The sequence below is a fragment of the Sodalis sp. RH20 genome (assembly GCF_047324205.1).
In the GTDB taxonomy this organism is placed as follows: domain Bacteria; phylum Pseudomonadota; class Gammaproteobacteria; order Enterobacterales; family Enterobacteriaceae; genus Acerihabitans.
Map to the genome: position 1 here is coordinate 68,130 of NZ_CP178733.1, position 19,351 is coordinate 87,480.

Annotated in this window: 20 protein-coding genes; 7 read left to right on the forward strand and 13 right to left on the reverse strand. The window is 57.5% G+C overall.

Features of this window, described 5'->3' with window-relative positions; translation table 11 throughout:
* The first annotated feature begins 82 nt into the window (after positions 1-82).
* The gene (locus tag ACL2XM_RS00330; protein ID WP_410013804.1) at positions 83-592 is read left to right on the forward strand and encodes a ferritin-like domain-containing protein; all 510 of its coding nucleotides are present in this window, start codon (positions 83-85) and stop codon (positions 590-592) included.
* 317 nt (positions 593-909) lie between these two features.
* Here the strand turns inward: ACL2XM_RS00330 and ACL2XM_RS00335 are convergent, their stop codons facing one another.
* The gene (locus tag ACL2XM_RS00335; protein ID WP_410013805.1) at positions 910-1,407 is read right to left on the reverse strand and encodes a ferritin-like domain-containing protein; all 498 of its coding nucleotides are present in this window, start codon (positions 1,405-1,407) and stop codon (positions 910-912) included.
* A gap of 393 nt (positions 1,408-1,800) precedes the next feature.
* Positions 1,801-2,922: an NADH:flavin oxidoreductase gene (locus tag ACL2XM_RS00340; RefSeq protein ID WP_410013806.1), complete on the reverse strand. Its 1,122-nt coding sequence runs from the start codon at positions 2,920-2,922 to the stop codon at positions 1,801-1,803.
* A gap of 102 nt (positions 2,923-3,024) precedes the next feature.
* Here ACL2XM_RS00340 and ACL2XM_RS00345 point away from each other — a divergent pair, with 102 nt between their 5' ends.
* On the forward strand, positions 3,025-3,441 hold the full coding sequence (locus ACL2XM_RS00345; RefSeq protein WP_410013807.1) for a winged helix-turn-helix transcriptional regulator: 417 nt from the start codon (positions 3,025-3,027) through the stop codon (positions 3,439-3,441).
* A 49-nt stretch (positions 3,442-3,490) separates the two neighbouring features.
* On the opposite strand, the gene epmB is transcribed toward ACL2XM_RS00345, so the two are convergent.
* The 4 genes from epmB to ACL2XM_RS00365 all read right to left on the reverse strand — a co-directional run bounded on the left by epmB (position 3,491) and on the right by ACL2XM_RS00365 (position 7,095).
* Complete coding sequence (epmB, locus tag ACL2XM_RS00350; protein WP_410013808.1) at positions 3,491-4,513, reverse strand: EF-P beta-lysylation protein EpmB; 1,023 nt, start codon at positions 4,511-4,513, stop codon at positions 3,491-3,493.
* 366 nt (positions 4,514-4,879) lie between these two features.
* Positions 4,880-5,668: a fatty acid desaturase family protein gene (locus ACL2XM_RS00355; RefSeq protein ID WP_410013809.1), complete on the reverse strand. Its 789-nt coding sequence runs from the start codon at positions 5,666-5,668 to the stop codon at positions 4,880-4,882.
* Between the two features lie 445 nt (positions 5,669-6,113).
* The gene (locus ACL2XM_RS00360) at positions 6,114-6,563 is read right to left on the reverse strand and encodes a DUF421 domain-containing protein (protein WP_410013810.1); all 450 of its coding nucleotides are present in this window, start codon (positions 6,561-6,563) and stop codon (positions 6,114-6,116) included.
* Positions 6,564-6,573: 10 nt separating this feature from the next.
* Positions 6,574-7,095, reverse strand: coding sequence for a hypothetical protein (locus ACL2XM_RS00365; RefSeq protein ID WP_410013811.1), 522 nt, complete (start codon positions 7,093-7,095; stop codon positions 6,574-6,576).
* 355 nt (positions 7,096-7,450) lie between these two features.
* On the opposite strand from ACL2XM_RS00365, the gene ACL2XM_RS00370 reads away from it, so the two are divergent.
* Positions 7,451-7,777, forward strand: coding sequence for a glucose PTS transporter subunit EIIB (locus ACL2XM_RS00370; RefSeq protein WP_413721287.1), 327 nt, complete (start codon positions 7,451-7,453; stop codon positions 7,775-7,777).
* Between the two features lie 62 nt (positions 7,778-7,839).
* Here the strand turns inward: ACL2XM_RS00370 and ACL2XM_RS00375 are convergent, their stop codons facing one another.
* The 4 genes from ACL2XM_RS00375 to ACL2XM_RS00390 form a co-directional block, all read right to left on the reverse strand.
* Complete coding sequence (locus tag ACL2XM_RS00375; protein WP_413732070.1) at positions 7,840-9,492, reverse strand: ABC transporter permease; 1,653 nt, start codon at positions 9,490-9,492, stop codon at positions 7,840-7,842.
* A gap of 8 nt (positions 9,493-9,500) precedes the next feature.
* Positions 9,501-10,433 (reverse strand): ABC transporter substrate-binding protein, encoded by a 933-nt coding sequence (locus ACL2XM_RS00380; RefSeq protein WP_410016741.1) that lies wholly within the window; start codon positions 10,431-10,433, stop codon positions 9,501-9,503.
* A 71-nt stretch (positions 10,434-10,504) separates the two neighbouring features.
* Complete coding sequence (locus ACL2XM_RS00385; protein WP_413732071.1) at positions 10,505-11,197, reverse strand: ABC transporter ATP-binding protein; 693 nt, start codon at positions 11,195-11,197, stop codon at positions 10,505-10,507.
* Positions 11,198-11,494: 297 nt separating this feature from the next.
* Entirely contained in the window at positions 11,495-12,775 is a 1,281-nt protein-coding gene (locus tag ACL2XM_RS00390; protein WP_413732072.1) for a Gfo/Idh/MocA family protein, read from the reverse strand.
* A 158-nt stretch (positions 12,776-12,933) separates the two neighbouring features.
* Here ACL2XM_RS00390 and ACL2XM_RS00395 point away from each other — a divergent pair, with 158 nt between their 5' ends.
* Complete coding sequence (locus ACL2XM_RS00395) at positions 12,934-14,502, forward strand: hypothetical protein (protein ID WP_410013816.1); 1,569 nt, start codon at positions 12,934-12,936, stop codon at positions 14,500-14,502.
* A 307-nt stretch (positions 14,503-14,809) separates the two neighbouring features.
* Here ACL2XM_RS00395 and ACL2XM_RS00400 read toward each other — a convergent pair whose 3' ends face one another.
* Positions 14,810-15,157, reverse strand: coding sequence for a helix-turn-helix domain-containing protein (locus ACL2XM_RS00400; RefSeq protein WP_413727788.1), 348 nt, complete (start codon positions 15,155-15,157; stop codon positions 14,810-14,812).
* A 613-nt stretch (positions 15,158-15,770) separates the two neighbouring features.
* On the opposite strand from ACL2XM_RS00400, the gene ACL2XM_RS00405 reads away from it, so the two are divergent.
* Both ACL2XM_RS00405 and ACL2XM_RS00410 read left to right on the forward strand, forming a co-directional pair.
* Positions 15,771-16,409, forward strand: a complete 639-nt coding sequence (locus tag ACL2XM_RS00405; RefSeq protein WP_410013818.1) for an RpiB/LacA/LacB family sugar-phosphate isomerase — start codon at positions 15,771-15,773, stop codon at positions 16,407-16,409.
* Positions 16,410-16,486: 77 nt separating this feature from the next.
* Positions 16,487-16,816 (forward strand): DHCW motif cupin fold protein, encoded by a 330-nt coding sequence (locus ACL2XM_RS00410; RefSeq protein WP_413732073.1) that lies wholly within the window; start codon positions 16,487-16,489, stop codon positions 16,814-16,816.
* A 14-nt stretch (positions 16,817-16,830) separates the two neighbouring features.
* On the opposite strand, the gene ACL2XM_RS00415 is transcribed toward ACL2XM_RS00410, so the two are convergent.
* Both ACL2XM_RS00415 and ACL2XM_RS00420 read right to left on the reverse strand, forming a co-directional pair.
* Entirely contained in the window at positions 16,831-17,925 is a 1,095-nt protein-coding gene (locus ACL2XM_RS00415; protein WP_413732074.1) for a LacI family DNA-binding transcriptional regulator, read from the reverse strand.
* An 81-nt stretch (positions 17,926-18,006) separates the two neighbouring features.
* Entirely contained in the window at positions 18,007-18,582 is a 576-nt protein-coding gene (locus ACL2XM_RS00420) for a S1 family peptidase (protein WP_413732076.1), read from the reverse strand.
* A 499-nt stretch (positions 18,583-19,081) separates the two neighbouring features.
* On the opposite strand from ACL2XM_RS00420, the gene ACL2XM_RS00425 reads away from it, so the two are divergent.
* Positions 19,082-19,282, forward strand: a complete 201-nt coding sequence (locus ACL2XM_RS00425) for a hypothetical protein (RefSeq protein ID WP_410013822.1) — start codon at positions 19,082-19,084, stop codon at positions 19,280-19,282.
* The last annotated feature ends 69 nt before the right edge of the window (positions 19,283-19,351 follow it).

The window sequence follows — 19,351 nt, forward strand, 5'->3', positions numbered from 1 at the left end:
AGGGAAGCTAAACTGAAAAGGCTATTCGATAACCGATAATTTTCTTATTTCCGCAATGCCGTTATTGATTGAGAGGTGAAAAATGGCCGATTTACATGACAATTATCTGGACTGGCTGCGTGATGCCCATGCCATGGAAGAACAGGCCGAAAGCATGCTGAAACGCATGGCGGGGCGTCTTGAGCACTACCCGGCGCTGGAGGCCCGCATTAAACAGCATATTGATGAAACCATCGAGCAGCAGCGTCTGGTGGAAAGCGTTATTAAACGTTATGATTCATCCAGTTCGACATTTAAGGATATGGCGGGCAAAGTGGCGGCCATGGGCCAGGCGATGGGCGGCATGTTTGCCAGCGATGAAGTGATCAAAGGCGGCATTAGCGGCTATACCTTCGAAAATTTTGAAATTGCCTCCTATACCGCGCTTATCGCCGCGGCACAGGCGGTGGGCGATACCGAAGGGCAACGTATTTTCACGCAGATCCTGGAACAGGAGAAAGCGATGGCCGCCTGGCTGCTGGAACATCTGCCGGAAACCACCCGGCAATTCCTGGCGCGTTCGCAGGCGCCGCATACGGAAGCTAAAAAATAATGGCTTATCCGGCACGATAACGGCCTTAGGCGCGGGCAATTATTGCCGGCGTAACCCATACTGCGCTTACGGTGCGGCGCATCGGGTCCCGGAGAATTTTTTTCGCCACTCATCGGGACAACCGGGCCTGAATATTCCAGGCATCGCGCCGTAAAATACGCTCTTTATGTTGGTTAAAATGCAAAAAACCCGGCAATAAATACCGGGTTTTTGCGCTGATGATATTTACTCAACCTTAAATGAGCATATTAATGCTATGACCATACAGGGTGAAATGTATTATAAAAATACTTACCTTGTTAACATGCTGATATGGGTTATTTTTTACCGGCATCCGTATTTACTTTAACACTGGCCAGCTTGGATAATTTGATGTCGGTATCTTTTTCTTCCTGCAGCGTTTCGGCCAGCAGGGTTTTAGCCTCGGTATACCCCAGCAGCCCCGCCAGGGTGGCTAACGTGCCGTAGGTGGCGATTTCATAATGTTCAACTTTTTGCGCCGCGGCAATAAGACCGGCATCACGTACCGGGCCTTTTTCAACCTCGTCGATAATTTCCTGGCCTTCTTCCACTAATCCTTCCATTGCCATGCATTTCATACGCTTAATCTTGATATTCGGTGTGACTTCCACCAGTTTATCAATACGCTCGATTTGCCCATGCGTTTGTTCCAGATGAAGCTTAAAGCCATCAATCAGCTGAGGATCGGTAGCGGCCCGGGCCATTTTCGGCAAAGCGCGGGTGATTTGCTTTTCAGCGCTGTATACATCTGAAAGGGCATGGATAAAGAGGTCTTCAAGAGTCTTGATATTCATCGGGCTCACCATCACGTTGTTAGGATTATAGGTATAATCAGCGATGTTAACTTAGTCGGCTGATAATAATAAGCCTAGTATACCGTTGCGAATTAGACAAACCATGAGCGGCGGCCATGGCGATATTTTATATAAAAGTTTATTGTTGCGATTAATATCAAAAGGTTGGCGGGAACAGCCGCATATTATAGGGCTTGTGCGGCGGTAAAAATGGGCGGCATTTATCAGATTAAATTCCCTGGATAAAATACAGAAATGTTCTACCCGATATGCCGGGGTATTAATGCGGCGCGGGTGTTATAAACGACAACAATAAAGGCATAGCGCAGGCATCTTTGCCGGGCGGGGACCGGAAACAACTGGTCGGTCCCCGCGCAACCGCGGGGCCGCCCGCTAAAATAATTCGCCCAACGCCGCGGGGGTGAAATCCGCCATATTCCCCGTATCGCCGGCGCGCACCTTGGCCGCCCAGTGCGGGTCGCTTATCAACGCACGCCCGACCGCTATCAGGTCAAACTCATTGCGCTCCAGCCGCCCGATGAGATTATCCAATCCGACCGGGCTGGCGTTTTCCCCGCTAAAGCTGCCGATAAAATCCCCGGACAAACCCACGGAACCCACGCTGATGGTGGCGGCGCCGGTCAATTTTTTCGCCCAGCCGGCGAAGTTAAGCCCGTTTTCCCCATCCTGCTCCGGGAATTCAGGTTGCCAGAAACGCCGTTGCGAGCAGTGCAGCACGTCGGCGCCCGCTTCCACCAGCGGTACCAGCCAATCGGCCATCGCGTCCGGGGTGGTCGCCAGCCTGGCGGCATAATCCTGCTGTTTCCACTGGCTGACGCGCAGGATAATCGGATATTCAGGCCCGACCGCCGCGCGCATTTCCTTTAATACCTCGGCGGCAAAACGGGCGCGCTCTTTAATGGTGGCACCGCCGAAACGATCCGTACGCCGGTTGGTGCCGGACCAGAAGAACTGATCGATGAGATAGCCATGGGCGCCGTGGATCTCAAAAGTATCGAAACCCAGCCGCTTGGCATCGGCAGCCGCCCGGGCATAGGCGGCAAGGGTATCGGCAATGGCCTCGTCGCTCATGATCTCGCCGCGGGGCATATCCGGCGCCGCCAGGCCTGAAGGACTCTCCACCGGCACATCGGGCACCCATTCGGTCTGGAAACTGGCCACCGCGCCCACATGCCACAGCTGCGGTCCCATTTTACCGCCGGCGGCGTGGACTTCATCGATTACCCGTTGCCAGCCGGCCAGCGCGTCCTGGCCATGGAAAAACGGCACGTTCGGATCGTTCCTGGCCGCCGGCCGGTCGATTGCCGTACCTTCCGACAGGATCAGCCCCACATCGGCTTCGGCGCGGCGGCGGTAGTAGGCGGCTACGTTATCCCCCGGCACTCCGTCAGGTGAAAACGAGCGGGTCATGGGGGCCATGACGATACGGTTTTTCAATACCAGCGATTTTATTCGCAAAGGCTGGAACAGGATATCGACTTGCGGTGCGCGCATACAGATCATCTCCGGTTAACGTGAAGCTTTTGATGGTATATTATGTATACTGCGAGTCAATCAGGCACTTTGACGCTACCAGGTAGCCAAAAGGAAACCACCATGTCGGAAGTTGAAGACACCGCCATCCGCTATGCCGGCGACAGCGCCGTGCCGGGAGAGCACTGTCCGGTTTTTTCCGCGGCGCATTGCCCAAGCCGCATGCTGCTCGACCAGATTGCGGATAAGTGGTCGGTGCTGATCCTGGCCGCCCTGTGCGCCGGGCCGTTGCGTTTCAACGTTATCAAACGCCGTCTTGATGGTATTACGCAAAAGGCGCTGACCCAGAGTTTGCGGCGTCTGGAGCGCAACGGCATCGTGGCGCGGCGCGTTATTACCGCCTCGCCCATCGCGGTGGAGTATCAAATCACGCCCCTGGGTCATACGCTAAAACAGCCTTTCCAGGCGCTGCACCAATGGACGGTGGAGTACCTGCCCGAAGTGGAGCGCGCGCGGGCCACGTTCGACCACAATAGCTAATACGCGCCGCCGCAGGGCGGATTGATAACATCTTCATGCGCGCGTCTGTTCAGGACGGCGGCGTGAGAGACAGCGGTATCTTGCTGGGCATTCCGCTGATTTCGCGCGTCAGCCGGGGCACCAGATAGCCGGAAACCTTGGTGGATAGCGTACTGACAATGCGCCTGGCTTCGTCGTCGCCCACCATAAAATGCGCCGCGCCCGCGACCTTATCCAGCGCAAAAAGATAGTAGGGCAGGATACCGGCGTTAAACAGCCGGTTGCTTAACGCCGCCAGGATATCGGCGCTGTCATTGACGCCGCGCAGCAGGACGCTCTGGTTAAGCAGTGTCACCCCGGCGTTGCGCAGCCTGCCCATGGCGCCGTCAACGTCGGCGTCGATCTCATTGGCATGGTTGATATGCGTCACCATAATCGCCTGCAGCCGCGAAGCGGCCAGCATCCGGCATAATTGCTCCGTAATGCGCGCCGGTATCACCACCGCCAGCCTGCTGTGGATGCGCAGGCGCCGGATATGGGGAATGGCCTGGAGTTCGTCGGCCAGCCAGGCCAGTTCATGATCCCTGGCCATCAGCGGATCGCCGCCGGAAAAGATAATTTCATCGATCTGCGGATGCGCCCGGATATAGGCTAAGGCGTTACGCCAGTTAGCCTTGTTACCGCTGTTTTCCGGGTAGGGGAAATGGCGGCGAAAGCAATACCGGCAGTTGATGGCGCAGCCGCCTTTCACCAGCAACAGCGCCCGGTTGCGGTATTTATGCAACAGCCCCGGCATCACGCAGTCATGCTCGCCGAGCGGGTCGGCGACATAGCCCGGCGTGACGATAAATTCGTCCGCCGCGGTGATAACCTGCCGCAGCAAGGGGTCGTGTTCATTACCCTTTTCCATGCGGTTGACAAAACCGCGTGGCACCCGCAGCGGGAAAAGACGGCGCGCCGGCCGGCCTTGCCGCAGACGGGGATTATCGCTTAGCCCCAGTAATGATAATAATTCATCAGGATCCGAAATAACCTCGGATAATTGTTTTTGCCAGTCGTCCGCGGAAGATATGGCCTTAAAAGGTCTATTCACTGTTTTTTCTTTATATGTAAGCTAACGATTTATTAGTTATTGTAATTAATGAATTGGGTTAATTAACGGATGGCCGCGAAAAAAATCCCCGCATGGGTTATATCACCGCGCCATAACGGTTCAAGATGGCCCGGCCACTACGGCGGTGACCGCGTTTTTCAGCGTGGGGATAAGTCATGGCCGGCCATCTTAATTTTCTTTTAGATTAACGTGTTTTTTTAACGATGGAAAGTCGTCTTTATTAGCGGATGAGATGAACCCACGCCAAACTATAGGAATTTGGTTCAAAATATGCAGCAATATAAATTCCTATTTATTTACGACTGGGCTTTATGGGCGCCGGCGACATCGCCGCGCGTATACGGCTTATCGGCGACGCGGGCGTGGCCAGGCCTGCCTGATGATATGCCGGTAAAACGCCGGGTAGGAATCGCTGTAATAACGCAGGTCCCCCTTAATTTGCCGGTGCACCCGCGCCAGTTGTTCCATGGGTAATGAGGGGAAGCGGTGGTGTTCAACGTGATAATTATTGCCGTTGGTATACCAGCTGATCAGCGGATGGGCCTGGATGGTGCGGGTATTGTCGCAAACCCGCACGCTGGACTTATCGCAGCCGTAATGTTCGGGTAATTCTATTAAGCTATGGATGGGGGCGGCGAAAAACAGCAGAGGAAGCAGCCAGCACTGGATAAAAATATCACTGCCGGCCGCCAGCGATGCGCCGGCGGCGGTAAAAAAAATCCCGCCCATCAGAAGATATTCGTTGCGCAGGATGTGGGGGTTACTGGTCGCGATTTTTACCGGAAAGGGACGTCTTTTTACGGCGTGGATAAACTTCATTAATTGTGAATAAAAATGATTTAACATAAAAAAAATGCTAATCCTATCCCACAGCCGCGGCGGGGAGCGTAGATCGTGTTTAAAAAATTCCTCGTCATCCGCCCGGCCGAGCGCCCGGTGATGAAACAGATGACTGTCGCGATAGGCTGAATATGAGACCAGCATCGGCAATCCCAGCAGAAATCCGGCGCCATGATTGGCTTTTCTGGAGCGGAAACCGGTATGGTGCAGCGCCTGATGCTGCAATTCCACGCCATGGGCAAATCCCATCCCCAGCAGCAATTGCAGGAGCAGCCGGATGGGCCAGCGGTCCACGGACACAATGCCGTAAACGCATAAGCCTAACCAGCAGGCCCATAATGAGAACTTCGCTGAATAAATAACAAACCATTTAATAGGCTTGCTTTTATACTCTCTTAATATTGCATGCGATATTGCGTTTTTATCCATAAAACGTTTCCCCCGGCGATCACGGATGTTATTAAATGACAAAATAACATCAGAAATAATTTAAAATATTAAACAGGCAGCGATATGAGGACGAGAATACGGTTGCCAGAAGTTATATAACAATATATATTCGCCGGCTGTCAATACGCTATGATGAAAATTATTTAGCATGACTGATTGATAAAAAGTTAATTTTATTTAAATATAATAAAATTATAAAAATAATATTTATACGTGGCTATGCCGCCGTGAGTCACGGCGGGGTGAGATAAACGCGGCGGGAGAGGGATATTAGCCGGCGGCCACGGATTTATGACTCTTTTTTCGGAATAATGGTGATTTTGCCGTTTTGCTCCAAAATGGCATAACGAATCTGGTCCAGGTCCAGGATGCCGTCCGATTTGCGCGCGCTGGTCAGCAGATCGTCATGGGAAATCTTGGTCCGCTTGAGGCGCAGCTCCAGCACCTTGCCGTCATCCACCAGCAGCAGCGGCGGCCCGTCGGCGGCCAGCCAGACAATATGGTATTTATCCTTCAGCCAGGAAAGCACCAAATCAAGGCTTATCAGGGTAACGATGGAAATCGTGGCGCCGATCACCGAAAAATCCTCGCCCAGGATCGCCTGTTGGCAGGCTTCGCTGATAATCAGCAGCAAAATAAAATCGAAACTGTTCATTTCAAGCAACGTGCGTCTGCCCGATATGCGAAAGACCACGATCAGGATCAGGTAAATAAAGGCCGCTCTTAATACCATATCCATGATGTTCTCCCTAAGGATAAACTAATTGGTTAAACGTTATTTTTTCATTATCGGAAAGTGCGATGGTATTGGTGAAGTAGCCCATTTTATTTGGTTTTAGGGTGACGTAAATACTGTGCCAGCCGTCTTTTTTGGCGATCGGCTGGGTTAATGTCAGGGCGTTATCGTTGATAATCGAAACATCGGGGGTGGGTTGGATAAACTCGATATCGTAATTATCGAGGATATCGCCGCGCAGGACGGCGGTAAGCTGGTTTTCTTTATTGATTTTTATGCGGATTATAAAATGAGTCTCCGTGCTGTTACGGGCGAAGCGGTCATATTCAAGGATCATATTGCCCCCGGCTGATTGCGCGGATGCATTGCTGAGTACGCCTTGGGAAAACAGTCCCAGGCAGGCCGCGGCAATAAAAATAAACAGCAGCACAAAGCCGAGATTCTGCATTCTCCAGGCGAAAAGCTGGAAGCGCATATTTTCCTTGACCGGATAATGCCTGCTGCGATAGTCGTCGGGTAAGTGGTCGTTATCCATTTCCGTTACCTCGAAAGCCGATAGATAAAGAAGATAGCCAGGTTACCTGCTCGTTTAACCTTCTGAAAAGTATAGGCGTAAAAAAATAACGGCGGCTGAAAATAACGCCTGCGGGCGAGATGCGCGCGGCGCGGCAGGGCCCGGCAGCCGGCGCCAGACGGCGGAAAACGTATGGGGATCACATTTTTCCAAGCCGGTGGCGATAAAAGAGGAATGGGATATGAATCACGCTTTGCGCCAACCCGGCATCGCGGTAGGATATGCCGGTGCAGCAGTGGTTTTTCCGGGTATGTGCGGCGGGTTACGGATTCACGTCCGCCTTGTGCCTGTCGATATCTTTTATAAGGATACCAGAATGGTCAATATCAAAGAGTTTATGCGTGTTTTTAAAGAAAAATTGACGCACCAGCATAACGTTGCCCCGCGTGATCCGGATATTGCCTCTTTGATTAGCGCCTTGGGCGAGCAGGAAAACATTGTGGATGTCGATGCCTGTATTACTCGGCTGCGGGTTAAGGTCAAGGATCTGGGCAAGGTCAATACCGGCCAGATCCAGCATCTGGGCGCGCTCGGCGTCGTGGTTATCGGCCAGGAGGTGCAGGCTATCTTCGGCCGCCAGTCCGATAACCTGCGCCGTGAGCTGGCGGAACGCTTCGGCCTGGAAAGCAGCCAGGAAAAGTAAGCCCCGCTTTCACCCCTTCATATTCCCGCGCGGCGGCGGGCGGGACGTTGCCCCACGCAGGCCTAGCGGCGCGGACGCTGTAACAGCGCCAGCGCCGTCAGCATGACCACCATGCTTAACAGCATGGCGATACTGGCCATGGCCATGCCGTCGCCTACCGAACCTTGCTCGAACTGGCGCCAGATAAATACCGATACCGTTTGCACCCCGGGCGGCGCCAGCAACAGCGAGGTCACCAGTTCCCTGGACGCGACGGCAAATACCATCAGCATCGCGGCCAGCAGCGCGGGAAATACCAGCGGCAGCACGATATAGCGCAATGCCCGCGCGGCGCTGGCGCCGTGCACCCTGGCCGCCGGCTCCAGGCTGGATCCGAGCTGGCGCAGCGCGGCTCCCGTATAGCGCACCGGGTAAGGCAACAGCAGGCAACTGTAGGCCAGCAGTAGGATAACCCAACTATCATAAGGCGTTACCGGCCAGAAACGCCGGTTCCAGGCCAGGATCAGGCCGACGCCCACCACCACGCCCGGCAGCGCGGCCGGCAGCAGCGACAGCGCGTCGATACAGGCCGTGGCGCGGCCTCGGGTGCTGTTGATAAGCCAGGCCACCATCAATCCCACCAGACCGGTAAACAGCGCGGTGCCGAGCGCCAGGCCCAGGCTGGTGGCCAGTGCGTCGGCCGCCTCGCCGTGCTGCGCGAAGAGATTGCCGAAATGGCGCAGCGTCAGGTTGGCCGGCGTCAGTCCGCCGGATACCGTGGCGGAAAACGCGGTGGCCAGCATGGCGGCCACCGGGGCCGCCACCGCCAGGCCGGCGATCAGGCTGAACAGCACCACCACCGGCCAGCGCCATACGCCGAGCGGCCGCGAGGCGATAGCCGCCGGTTTTCCGCCGGTGATGGCCACGTCACGGCCGCCGGACAGGGTGCGCTGGATGCCGTAAGCCGCCAGCGCCAGCGCCACCAGTAATAACGAAAGCAGCGATGCCGAGGTTAAATCAATGGGCCAGTCCGCCAGGCGCCGCTCGATGCCGACGGTCAGCACCGGCGCACCGGCGCGCATGCCCAGGGCGGCGGGCACGCCGTATTCCTCGATGGCCAGGGTAAACGCCAGCAGCAGGCCGGCGAAAATGGCCGGCAGCGCCAGCGGCAGGGTGACCAGGCAAAACGCCCGCCACGGCCCCGCGCCGTGTACCCGCGCCACGTCCGCCAGACGGTGGCCGCCCGCGGCCATGGCGCGCGACACCGCAAAATAGACCACCGGGAAAATCGTCAGCGTCATGACCAGCACCATGCCGGCGCGGCTGAACAGGAGCCGATCCAATTGCAGGCCGGTCAGTTGCTCAAGGTAACCGCGCCGCTGCAACGCCAGCATCCAGGATAAGCCGGCGATATAGGGCGGCGTCAGGAACGGCACCAGGATCAGCACATCCCAGACCCGCGCCAGCGGCACGGCAAACAACCCGCGCAGCGCGCCCAGGGGAATGCCCAGCAGGGCGCAGGCCAGCGCCACGCCCAGGCCGGTTTGCAGCGTGCCGCCGAGCAGCGCGGGCACCTGCGGGTCCTGCCACAGGGCCGGGACCGCGCCAAACGCATGCGCCAGCGAGCCGGCGGCCAGCTGGGGAAAAATGGCCTGCAGCAGCACAAACAGCGCCGGCAGCGCCACCAGCACCAGTAATGCCGCCAGGGTCAGCAGCGGCAGGAAAAAAGCGCGCATCGCAAAGCCTAGCGCTGGCCGAACAGTTTGGCGAACCGGTCGAGCACCTTGTCACGCGTGGCGGGCTGGGCGCCCTGCGCCGGCAGCAGCCGCAAATCGCTGAACAGCGGGCGTTTGGCGCTGATATCGCTGCGCGCGGGCATCAGCCAGGCTTCTGCCACCAACTGTTGCCCCTCCGGGGAGAGCGCATAATCGATAAAAGCCCTGGCCTGATCGGGCTGCGTGCTGGTTTTCAGGATCATCATCGGACGCGGGGCGATCACCGTGCCGCTGGAGGGAAAAATCACTTTCACCGACTCGCCCTCCTGCACGCTGTTATAGGCGACATAGTCCACCGCGCCGAACACCGCCGCCCTGGCGCCCTGCAGTACCGGCGTCAGCGCCTGGGCATTGGGCCCGGCGATAATCATTCCGTTGTCCTTTAACTGTCCGAACAATGTCCAGGCTTTCTCGCCCAGGGCATTTTGCAGGCCCATCAGCAAATCCAGCGAGGCGCCGGACAGCGCCGGATCGGGGGTGGTCACCTTATCCCTGAATGCCGGCTGCGCCAGGTCTTGCCAGTCATGCGGCTCCGGCGTACCGCTGGCGCTGTTCCAGACGATACCGAGGGCGGAGATGCCCTGCGCCACATAATAGCCGGTTTTAAACTGCGCCGGCACGCTGGCGGCGTTCGGGCTGCCGTAGGCCAGCAGCCATCCCCGTTGTTGCAGTTCTTCCGCGGTATCCCATGAAGCGGAAATCAGGACATCGGCGCGCGGGTTGGCCTGTTCGGCCTCCAGGCGGGCCATGACTTTACCGGTGGTGGCCTGAAAAACATCGACCTTGGTCCCCGATTGCCGCTCATAGCCGGCCGCCAGCTTTTTGGCCAGGGAGCCGGGACCGGCGGTATAGAGGGTCAGCGCCCGGGCGTCGGCGGCCATAAGGGTGGCGGCGGCAATCATGATGGATAAAGCTCCTGTGCTGATACGGCTTAATAAAAGGTGGGTGGTCTGCTGCATGTGTTTTCCCCGGTTCAAGTGGCGTGATAATTGACGATGCGCCCCTGCGCCATATGCGCGATATGCTGGGCAAGCTGTTGTGCTTCACCGCGATCGTGGGTGACGTAAACGGCGGTAATGCTGAGCTGCCGGAGCAGGCGGGCCATTTCGCCGCATAACGTTTCGCGCAGTTCGCGGTCGAGATTCGATAGCGGTTCGTCGAACAGCAGGACCCGGGGCTCGGCCACGATGGCCCGGGCCAGGGCCACCCGCTGCTGCTGGCCGCCGGACAGCTCCGACGGCTTGCGTCCGGCGAAGGCGGCCAGGCCGACCCGCTCCAGCGCGGTGTCGACCCGCAGCCGGCGTTCGGCGCGCGCCACCCGGCGCATGCACAGCGGGAAAGCGACATTTTGCGCCACGCTCATATGCGGCCACAGGGCATAGTCCTGAAACACCATGCCGATATCGCGTTGTTCGGGAAGAATACAGACGCTGTGGCTCGCCATCAGCCGCGGGCCGAAATGGATCTCGCCGCGCGCGGGCTGCAGCAGGCCGGCCAGTAATTTCAGCAGAGTGCTTTTACCGCATCCGGAGGGTCCGAGCAGGGCCAGGGTCGTGCCCGCGGGCACATGCAGATGGATATCCTCTAATACGCGCTTGCCGCCAAACTGATGGCTGAGTCCGCTGATGACGATTGGCGTGCCGTCGTTAGCGCTGAGGTTGCGCATGCCGGGCCCCCGGGCGAAACGTCAGGCAAACGGCCGGCGCGCTGCGGCTGGCGGCGGGGATGCTACGGCAATGGCGCTTGGGGGAAAATAGGGCGCGGGACAAACCTTCCGGCGCTGACCGTCGACCGGAAGTTCGCCCCTGCGCTAAGGACAGGCGGGCGTACATAGTATTATCCTCTTTGGGACTTTATCTTCGCTGGAGTATAGAGAGGGAATATGACGGTTTTATTGCCGCAACGGTAAAAACGCCATCCAGGCTTTATCGTTGCGGCCGATAAACGGCAGGGTCCGGCCGGGCTACAGTTTTACCGCCAGATCGCGAATATGTACCGGCAGTTCAGTGCGCAGCGAGCGGTTGGCGGCAATGCCGGTCAGGATGGACATGGCGCCGTCGCGGTAGCTGGCCGCGCGTTTCAGCGGGTCCGGCGCCGGCGCGCCGAACACATCCGCCAGCATAACCTTATCGCCGCCGCCGTGGCCGCCGGCCAGGAAATCCACCGGGACGTCATAAGGCGCGGCGAACAACGGAAATACCCGTATAGAGCAGCTCTCGATAGCGCCTTCCAGCTCTTTTTCGCCGCCGCTGTTCACATAAGACGTTTCCACCAGTTTCATCTCCAGCCGGCCCCGGCTGCCGTTGAACACCACGTTCAGCCCTTCCCACGGCAGGTAGGCGTTCAGGGAATAGGTCATGATGGCCTTGTTTTTATAGCGCACCATCACGCCCATGACATCCTCGATACTGATGCCGTCGTCGAAAACGCTTTTGTCGCGATAATAACCGTCCTCATGTTCGGCGTTGAGGTAAAGCTCGCGCAGCGGTTCGCTTTGATCCATGTGCAGGGCGAAGGGATCTTCGGCCGCCGCCTCGCTCCCGAAGGCGCGGGAATAAAATTGCCCCACCCCCCGGCTTTCGGCGTTATCCTTGCCGTAAAAACGCAGATCTCCCTGGGCATACACCGTTTCCGGCTCGCTGTTCAGCCAAAAGTTGACCAGGTCGAAATGGTGGGTGGATTTATGCACCAGCAAGCCGCCGCTGTTGCGTTTATCACGGTGCCAGCGGCGGAAATAATCGGCGCCGTGCCGGGTATTCAGCAGCCACTCGAAATGCACCGAAAACACCTCGCCGATAGCGCCGCCGGCAAGCAGTTCGCGGATTTTGCTGTGATGCGGGGCATAGCGGTAGTTAAAGGTCACGCGCAGGCTCTTGCCGGTACGGTTAATGGCGTCGATAATCGCCTGGCATTTTTCCTCGTCGATGGTCATCGGTTTTTCGCTGATAACGTCGCACCCCAATTCCATGGCGCGCACGATATAACGATGGTGGGTGCGGTCGATAGAGGTGACGATGACGGTATCCGGCCGGGTTTCGGTTATCATGCGATCAAACTCCAGCGCGGTATACATCGGCACGCCGTCGTGGCCAGCGGCGCCGATTAACCGGTTGGCGTATTCCATTCGCGTGCGGTTGGTATCGCAAAAGGCGACAAACGCGCCCCGGGTGCGGTATTCCCCGGCGATAGCCTGCAGATAAAGCCCAGCCCGGCCGCCGGTGCCGACCAATGCATATTTTTTCATGTTATCGTTCTCCCGTATTCCTGGTATTACAGTACATGAGGTCTTGTCTTCTGGTGATTCAACGCTGGAAGTCCGGCCTGTTGACAGGCTAAAGCGGATGCTTTATACCCGCTGGACCGGCCTTGCTGTCTTCGCGCCGCTTGATTAGGGAAAATACCGTGCCGCAACGTCTGCTGGAAATTAACTCCCCGCTTATCTGGCACTGGCCGCATTTCCTGGAAATGGCGGCGGTGATGGAAAAATACCGCTTCACCGGCCTGGTGATTCACCAGCAAAATATCCTGGCGCTGCTGGCCCCGCCCCCGGCCCATTACCAGGGCGCGGATAAAGCCAATCTGCAGCATGAATGGGAAGGCGCGTTGCTCTACCTGCGGCGCGTGAGCGCCTATTGCCGGGCGCGGCGGCTGACGGTGTGGCTGCAGGGCGAGGCCTTTCCGCAGGACGGCCGCATCGAGCATAAATTTCCCGAACTGTCCCTGGCGGACGACGCCGGCCAGGGGGAAAAATTCCTGTATTATTTTTATACCGATGTGGTCAGCGCGTCGCTTGCGCAACTGCCGCTGTTTGACGGACTGATCCTCAGCCTGCAAACGCCGGCGTTTAATGAAACGCAGTGGCACGCGCCGCTGCAATCCCTTCACCTGCAGCTGCGGCGGCAAAATAAAAAACTGGTCCTGCGTGATTACACCGATGACAGCTGGCCCCGCCGGCAGTTGCAGCAAACGCTGGCGCGGCTGCCGCCCGATGTGCGCGCTTCGCTGAAGGCCACGGCGGTGGACTATCGCCCCGGCTTTGCCAATAATCCGGCCATCGGCGCCTTTGAGCAGCGCAAGATATGGCTTGATATTGATTTGTGGGGCATTGATTACGGCTGGACCTTGCTGCCCTGCCTGCTGATTGATGAAATCCAGGGCCGGCTGGGGTGGGTGCAAGCGGTGGTTGGCGAGCGGCTGGAGGCCGTCAGCGTGCGTATCAGCTGGGAATGGGTCAACAACGGCTCGCTCCTGGACTCGGTCAATGAAAGCAATCTTTATGGCCTGGCGCGCATGATAAGCGGCGCGCCGCCGGTCGCCGCGGCCACGTTGTTCGACGACTGGCTCGAGACCCGCGGGGTGCGCCCGCCGGACAGCCTCCAGCGCCAGAAACTGCGGCAGCTGTTTTTTACCAGCTATGACTGGATGTGCAAGGCGCCTTATCTGCTGGGGCGGATAATGCATCGCCACAGCCAGATCCCGCAGGATATGGATGACGCGCTGCGGCTGATCCACTCCGACGCCCGCGGCGCCAACTGGAGCCAGTCTTTCCAGCCGCTGTTTCCGGCTGACGATAACGCCGCGGGCCTGGCGCAGCGGGAGCTTAGCCGTCTTGAACGGCAGCAGGCGGAGTTCCTGGCACGTCATCTGCGGCATATGGCACAGGCGCTTTTGCAGGAAGCCGCTTTGCCGGCCGCCTGGACACGTGACCTGGCGGCGGCCTGGGAACGGGCGGACTGGTATTCGCGCCTGTTCGGCCACGTCCGGCAACTGATCGAGCTGCACTGGTTTATCCATCAATACGGCTGCAGCCGCGCGCTGCGCGCCGAGCTGGATGATGCCGTCGCCGCCGCGGAGCGCTGCGCGGAAAAAACCGATCGCTGGCTTGACGAGAGCGCCGATGCCCATCCCTTTTACCTCCGCATGATGATGAATCCGGCCCGGCTGTATGCCCTGGCGCATCCGGGGCGTTGATATTGCCCCGACGTGAAGAGGCTAAACGCCTGGCGGGATAAAACCTACCGGCATAATGTCGCCGCCGGCCCGTGCGCCAGGATAAATGGGAAAAATGTGAGGGGGTTCATAAAGTGTTGCGCGTAAATGTGACGATAATCACGCGCGGCGGCGGCAGCAAGGTGATGTCGGCCTGTTAACAGGGGATAAAGCGTGCGCTGGATCACAACCACGCTAAAGGCGCGGAAAACCCGGCCCGTGCCGGCAGAGGCGGTAGCTCCCCGTCGTTGCGCGCCGCGCCGGCGGCGGCAAGAAAGGTCGCGCGTCCTCAGGGCCGCGCCGCAGGGGGACTAAGCCGCCAGCCGCTATCCGCCCAGGTAAACACCATCGGCACCGGCGAAGGCGGGTAGTCGTCATCGGCAAGCAAATGGACCGAGAGCGTCGTGTCGCGATCCGTTAACCGGTTGGTGGCATACAGGATGCGCAGATTGACATCGGCGTCGCGGGGCAGGCGGCGATCGTTGCGTTCCCACTGGGTAATAAAGGCTATTTCCACGCCCAGTTCATGGCCGAGCGACTGGCGGGATAAATTCATCTCATGACGCAGGAAACGCATTTCAGACGACACCAGGGGACCGCGGCGGTTAATTAACTCCAGGGCGATTAAACGATGCAAATCCGCCCCATCCTGAATGGCGGTAGATGTTCTTGTTCCAGTATCTTTATGCTTATAACCGTTAGTTAGCCAGACATTTGATAGTCCACAATCTATATATCGAAACATAAATTTTCCTTGTAATAGAGCATCCTGGTTACTTATGACTTATAAACAAAGATAGTTCTCTTGGCAATACCCGGATAATTCATTGATACATGGCATTTAATAGAAAAGGGATGATATAAAAATAATTTTTTAAATTCAGTGAGCGCTGGGGAAGTATTGTCATTAAAGGGGATAAAGAACCCAAAAACGGCGGTCGCGGTTGTTGCCAATGGGAGGGTATTGTAATTATTTTCATTAATTAAATTATAATTACCTCATAAGCTAATTTGTGCCGGGCCGGACGCCGCGCGATGACCGGCGCTTTGCGTGACGGCAACGAGGTTTTTGCCGGCGCCGGGATGCCATAATCTAAAATAAAACGGCATTTCATTTTATTGAATAGTGATGCCGGTTTCTTTATCATAACGCCAGGCGGTCAGGTCGCCCGGCTGGCCGCCAAGCGAAGACCGCAGGACATCAAGGCATTCTCGCCTCATCCTTTTCACTGACTACGGATAACGCTTTTATGAAAATCGCACTGATTAACGAAAACAGCCAGGCTGCTAAAAATGAGCTTATCGCCGCCACCCTGACCAAGGTGGTCGAGCCGCTGGGTCACCAGGTGTTTAACTACGGCATGTATTCCGCCGACGATAAGGCGACGCTGACCTACGTTCAGAACGGCATCCTGGCCGCGATATTGCTGAACTCCGGCGCGGCGGATTATGTCGTGACGGGCTGCGGAACCGGCGCCGGCGCCATGCTGGCCTGCAATTCCTTCCCGGGTGTGATCTGCGGCCTGGCCATTGATCCCGCCGACGGCTATATGTTTGCCCAGATTAACGACGGCAATGCCATCTCCCTGCCGTTTGCCAAGGGATTCGGCTGGGGCGCGGAGCTGAACCTGCAGTATATTTTCGAAAAATTGTTTGAAACCGCCGGCGGCCAGGGGTATCCCAAGGAGCGCGTGGTGCCGGAACAGCGGAATAAAAAGATCCTGGATGCGGTGAAAGCGGTGAGCTATCGCGATTTGCTGTCCATCCTGGCCGATCTCGATCAGGATTTGCTGAAGGGCGCCGTCGCCGGGGCTAAATTCAAGGAATATTTCTTTGCCAACTGCCGGGATAAAGCCATTGCCGGCTATATCGAAACACTGGTAGCGTAACGACAGCCCGCCCATCCGGGGCGGGCCGCGGGCGAAATCCGCCTGAAAACGCTTATCCAGGCCCGGGGCTTGACGTCATGCAGATAAAAGATATTCCCTTCGGCACCACGGATTGGTCGCGCGTGGACCCCACGCACCATGCCGGCGAGCGCGGGGAAGCCCTCTGGCGTACCTGTCATTTCGGCGATATCCGCGTGCGTATGGTGGAATATTCCGCCGGTTACCTGGCCGATCACTGGTGTGTCAAAGGGCATATCCTGTTATGCCTCACCGGCGAGTTGCATACCGAACTGGCGGACGGGCGTATTTTTACGCTGACGCCGGGCAGCAGTTACCAGGTGGCGGATAATGCGGAAGCGCACCGGTCCTATACCGACCGGGGCGCCACCCTGTTTATCGTCGACTGACGGCGCGGGCCGCGTTATCGCGCGTCAATCAGCGGACCGGTGCTATCCCGATCCACCAGCGTAAAACCGACATCCATGGCCACGGGCGGTGCGCCGTTGGGGTCTTTTAACCGCTCGAGCAAGGCCGCCGCCGCGCGCTGGCCGATATACGCGCCGTCGATTTTAACCGTCGACAGCGCCGGAAAGGTATGGGCGGCAAAATTCATATCGCCGAACCCCATGACCGCGATGTGGCCGGGTATGGCGATCCCCCGGCTGGCGGCCTCGGTCAAGACGCCGTGCGCCAGGGTATCCGAGGTGCACACCAGGATAAGCGGCCGTCGTATCCCGGCGGATGCGGCCTGGGCCACCGCCGGGCGTTGCAGCAGATGCAGTAGGTTTACCAGGCCTTGCCGCCCCTGTTCCAGGGTGGGCAAACCGTGGAACGTCTGGCGGTCGAGCGGGGCGATGCCCTGCTGGGCCAACTGGCGGATAAAACTGTTGCTGCGCCGCATGCCGCGCGGGTCGTCTACCTCGATCAGGGCAAAATCGCGGTAGCCCTGCGCCAGCAGGTGCTGCGCTTCACGCTGGCCTATGGTCTCATGGGAAAACCCCACCAGCATATCAATGGGATCGTCGGTCATGTCCCAGGTTTCCACCACCGGGATGCCGGTGGCGCGCAGGCGTTTGCGGCTGACCTCGGTATGGATGGTGCCGGTGAGGATAATGCCGTCGGGGCGGCGGCTGAGCACCACTTCCAGCAGTTCCTGCTCCTGGGCGGCCTGATAGCCGGAAATGCCCAGCAATACCTGGTAATTTGCCTGCGCCAGCCTGGCGGCGATGGCCTGGAAGGTGTCGGCGAATATCGGGTTGGTGAGCATGGGCACGACCACCGCCACCAGGCGCGTGCGATTGGACGCCAGCGAACCGGCGATCTGGTTGCGTACGTAGCCGGTTTCTTCGATCACCCGCAGTACCTTGAGCCGGGTGGCGTCCTTGACCTGATTGGGCTGGTTCATCACGCGGGAGACGGTAATTGGCGCCACGCCGGCGAGTTTAGCCACATCAAAGAGGGTTACGCCGTGGGTGGAGCGCGCGGTGACGGGGCGGGGGTTTTTAGGCTTGGGCATGATATGGCTCGGCAAGGAGAACGCCGACAATGCTACAACGGCGCGGGGATACGAGCAAATCAAAGCGACCCGCCGGGGCGATTATGCCGTGCGGTGTGTCGCGCGCTTTTCTTCCACCCAGGTGTCGATGGACTGCCAGGGGATAAACACCGATACGCCCAGGCGTTTATTATAGGCTATCACCACGCCCACCACAGCGTCGTCATCGCCGTATACCGGCCCGCCGCTCATGCCCTGGACCACGCCGGAGGTGGAGGCGAAGGCGGGACAGCCGTCGTAATGATCCTGGTAGGAGGCAATGCCGCGCGATGATACCGGCAGCGTGCTCAGCGCCGAATAACCGTACATGCGTACATTTTCACCGGCCACCGCCGGGCGAAAATCCACCCGGCCCTTGCCGGCGCGGATCAGGGCGATATCACAGACCTCGTGGTAGGCCACCACGTCCATTATCATGATTTTGGCCACATGCCTGGCGGTGAGGCTGTAGCCGTCGCCGATGGGAAAGCTGGTGCCGACCGCGCCGGCCAGCGCCGGGATGCCGATAAAACGCATATCGGCTTTAGCGCGGGTGTCTTTATCATAGCCATATTTTCCGTACGAGCAGCCGGTCAATAAAAATAACGCCGCTAATAGCAGAATGGGGTGTTTTATCATAATTAATCCTGTTGCAATATATATTGATATAAATAATTAAATTTGCTTAATAATTGATATGGTGCTTCTATTTTACAGGTGAAGTAACTCTATTTCTGGCGGGGAAGGATACCGAATTACATCAGGGTGATGGGTAATTAAATCACTATAAAATAATTATCGTTATAATACATTGTCAAGGGCGTGGATGTAATAGGAGTATGGTTTTTTTTGACGATTATTTATTATGCTTTGATCACTTTTCCTATATCCTCCTTCATCAAATGGGATGTGTTACATTCGCGCGCGGCGAGCGGGTTTATCCGCAGAGGCGCGAGCGGCGGCGTCTGGGGGAGCGGTATTGCCTTATGGGGTATAAGATTAGGTGAAAAAGTGCTTTCACGCGGTGGTGATTTATGGTTATAACAGTACAACTGTCATATACAGTCGGTAGGGTAGCGTTTCAGGGTTAACCGGCCCTGGAAGGTCAGGCTTCTTGTCCACAGCCAGGAGAATCGAGATGATTGTCGATCGTTTAAAGCGTCTGTTTGTCACCCAGCCTGAAGAGCCGGTCAGCGATATGTTTACCGGATCCGAGACGGATGCCCTGTTTAGCGCCATGGGCTGCGAGAATATGCCGGTGTATATCCCGGCCGACGTTTGGCAGCGGGTGAGCGATATGGAATACCGGATCCATTCTGATCACGCGCAGCGGATCTAGCCTGCCGTATTTTCCCTTGCACACGTCTGCTTTTAGATGGGTGTTGGCGGGTATACCGTGCCATGGGGC

Coding starts and splice junctions, on each gene's coding strand:
- ACL2XM_RS00330 (WP_410013804.1), top strand. CDS start 83: ATGGCCGATTTACATGACAATTATCTGGACTGGCTGCGTGATGCCCAT.
- ACL2XM_RS00335 (WP_410013805.1), bottom strand. CDS start 1,407: ATGAATATCAAGACTCTTGAAGACCTCTTTATCCATGCCCTTTCAGAT.
- ACL2XM_RS00340 (WP_410013806.1), bottom strand. CDS start 2,922: ATGCGCGCACCGCAAGTCGATATCCTGTTCCAGCCTTTGCGAATAAAA.
- ACL2XM_RS00345 (WP_410013807.1), top strand. CDS start 3,025: ATGTCGGAAGTTGAAGACACCGCCATCCGCTATGCCGGCGACAGCGCC.
- ACL2XM_RS00360 (WP_410013810.1), bottom strand. CDS start 6,563: ATGGATATGGTATTAAGAGCGGCCTTTATTTACCTGATCCTGATCGTG.
- ACL2XM_RS00365 (WP_410013811.1), bottom strand. CDS start 7,095: ATGGATAACGACCACTTACCCGACGACTATCGCAGCAGGCATTATCCG.
- ACL2XM_RS00370 (WP_413721287.1), top strand. CDS start 7,451: ATGGTCAATATCAAAGAGTTTATGCGTGTTTTTAAAGAAAAATTGACG.
- ACL2XM_RS00375 (WP_413732070.1), bottom strand. CDS start 9,492: ATGCGCGCTTTTTTCCTGCCGCTGCTGACCCTGGCGGCATTACTGGTG.
- ACL2XM_RS00380 (WP_410016741.1), bottom strand. CDS start 10,433: ATGATTGCCGCCGCCACCCTTATGGCCGCCGACGCCCGGGCGCTGACC.
- ACL2XM_RS00385 (WP_413732071.1), bottom strand. CDS start 11,197: ATGCGCAACCTCAGCGCTAACGACGGCACGCCAATCGTCATCAGCGGA.
- ACL2XM_RS00390 (WP_413732072.1), bottom strand. CDS start 12,775: ATGAAAAAATATGCATTGGTCGGCACCGGCGGCCGGGCTGGGCTTTAT.
- ACL2XM_RS00405 (WP_410013818.1), top strand. CDS start 15,771: ATGAAAATCGCACTGATTAACGAAAACAGCCAGGCTGCTAAAAATGAG.
- ACL2XM_RS00410 (WP_413732073.1), top strand. CDS start 16,487: ATGCAGATAAAAGATATTCCCTTCGGCACCACGGATTGGTCGCGCGTG.
- ACL2XM_RS00415 (WP_413732074.1), bottom strand. CDS start 17,925: ATGCCCAAGCCTAAAAACCCCCGCCCCGTCACCGCGCGCTCCACCCAC.
- ACL2XM_RS00420 (WP_413732076.1), bottom strand. CDS start 18,582: ATGATAAAACACCCCATTCTGCTATTAGCGGCGTTATTTTTATTGACC.
- ACL2XM_RS00425 (WP_410013822.1), top strand. CDS start 19,082: ATGATTGTCGATCGTTTAAAGCGTCTGTTTGTCACCCAGCCTGAAGAG.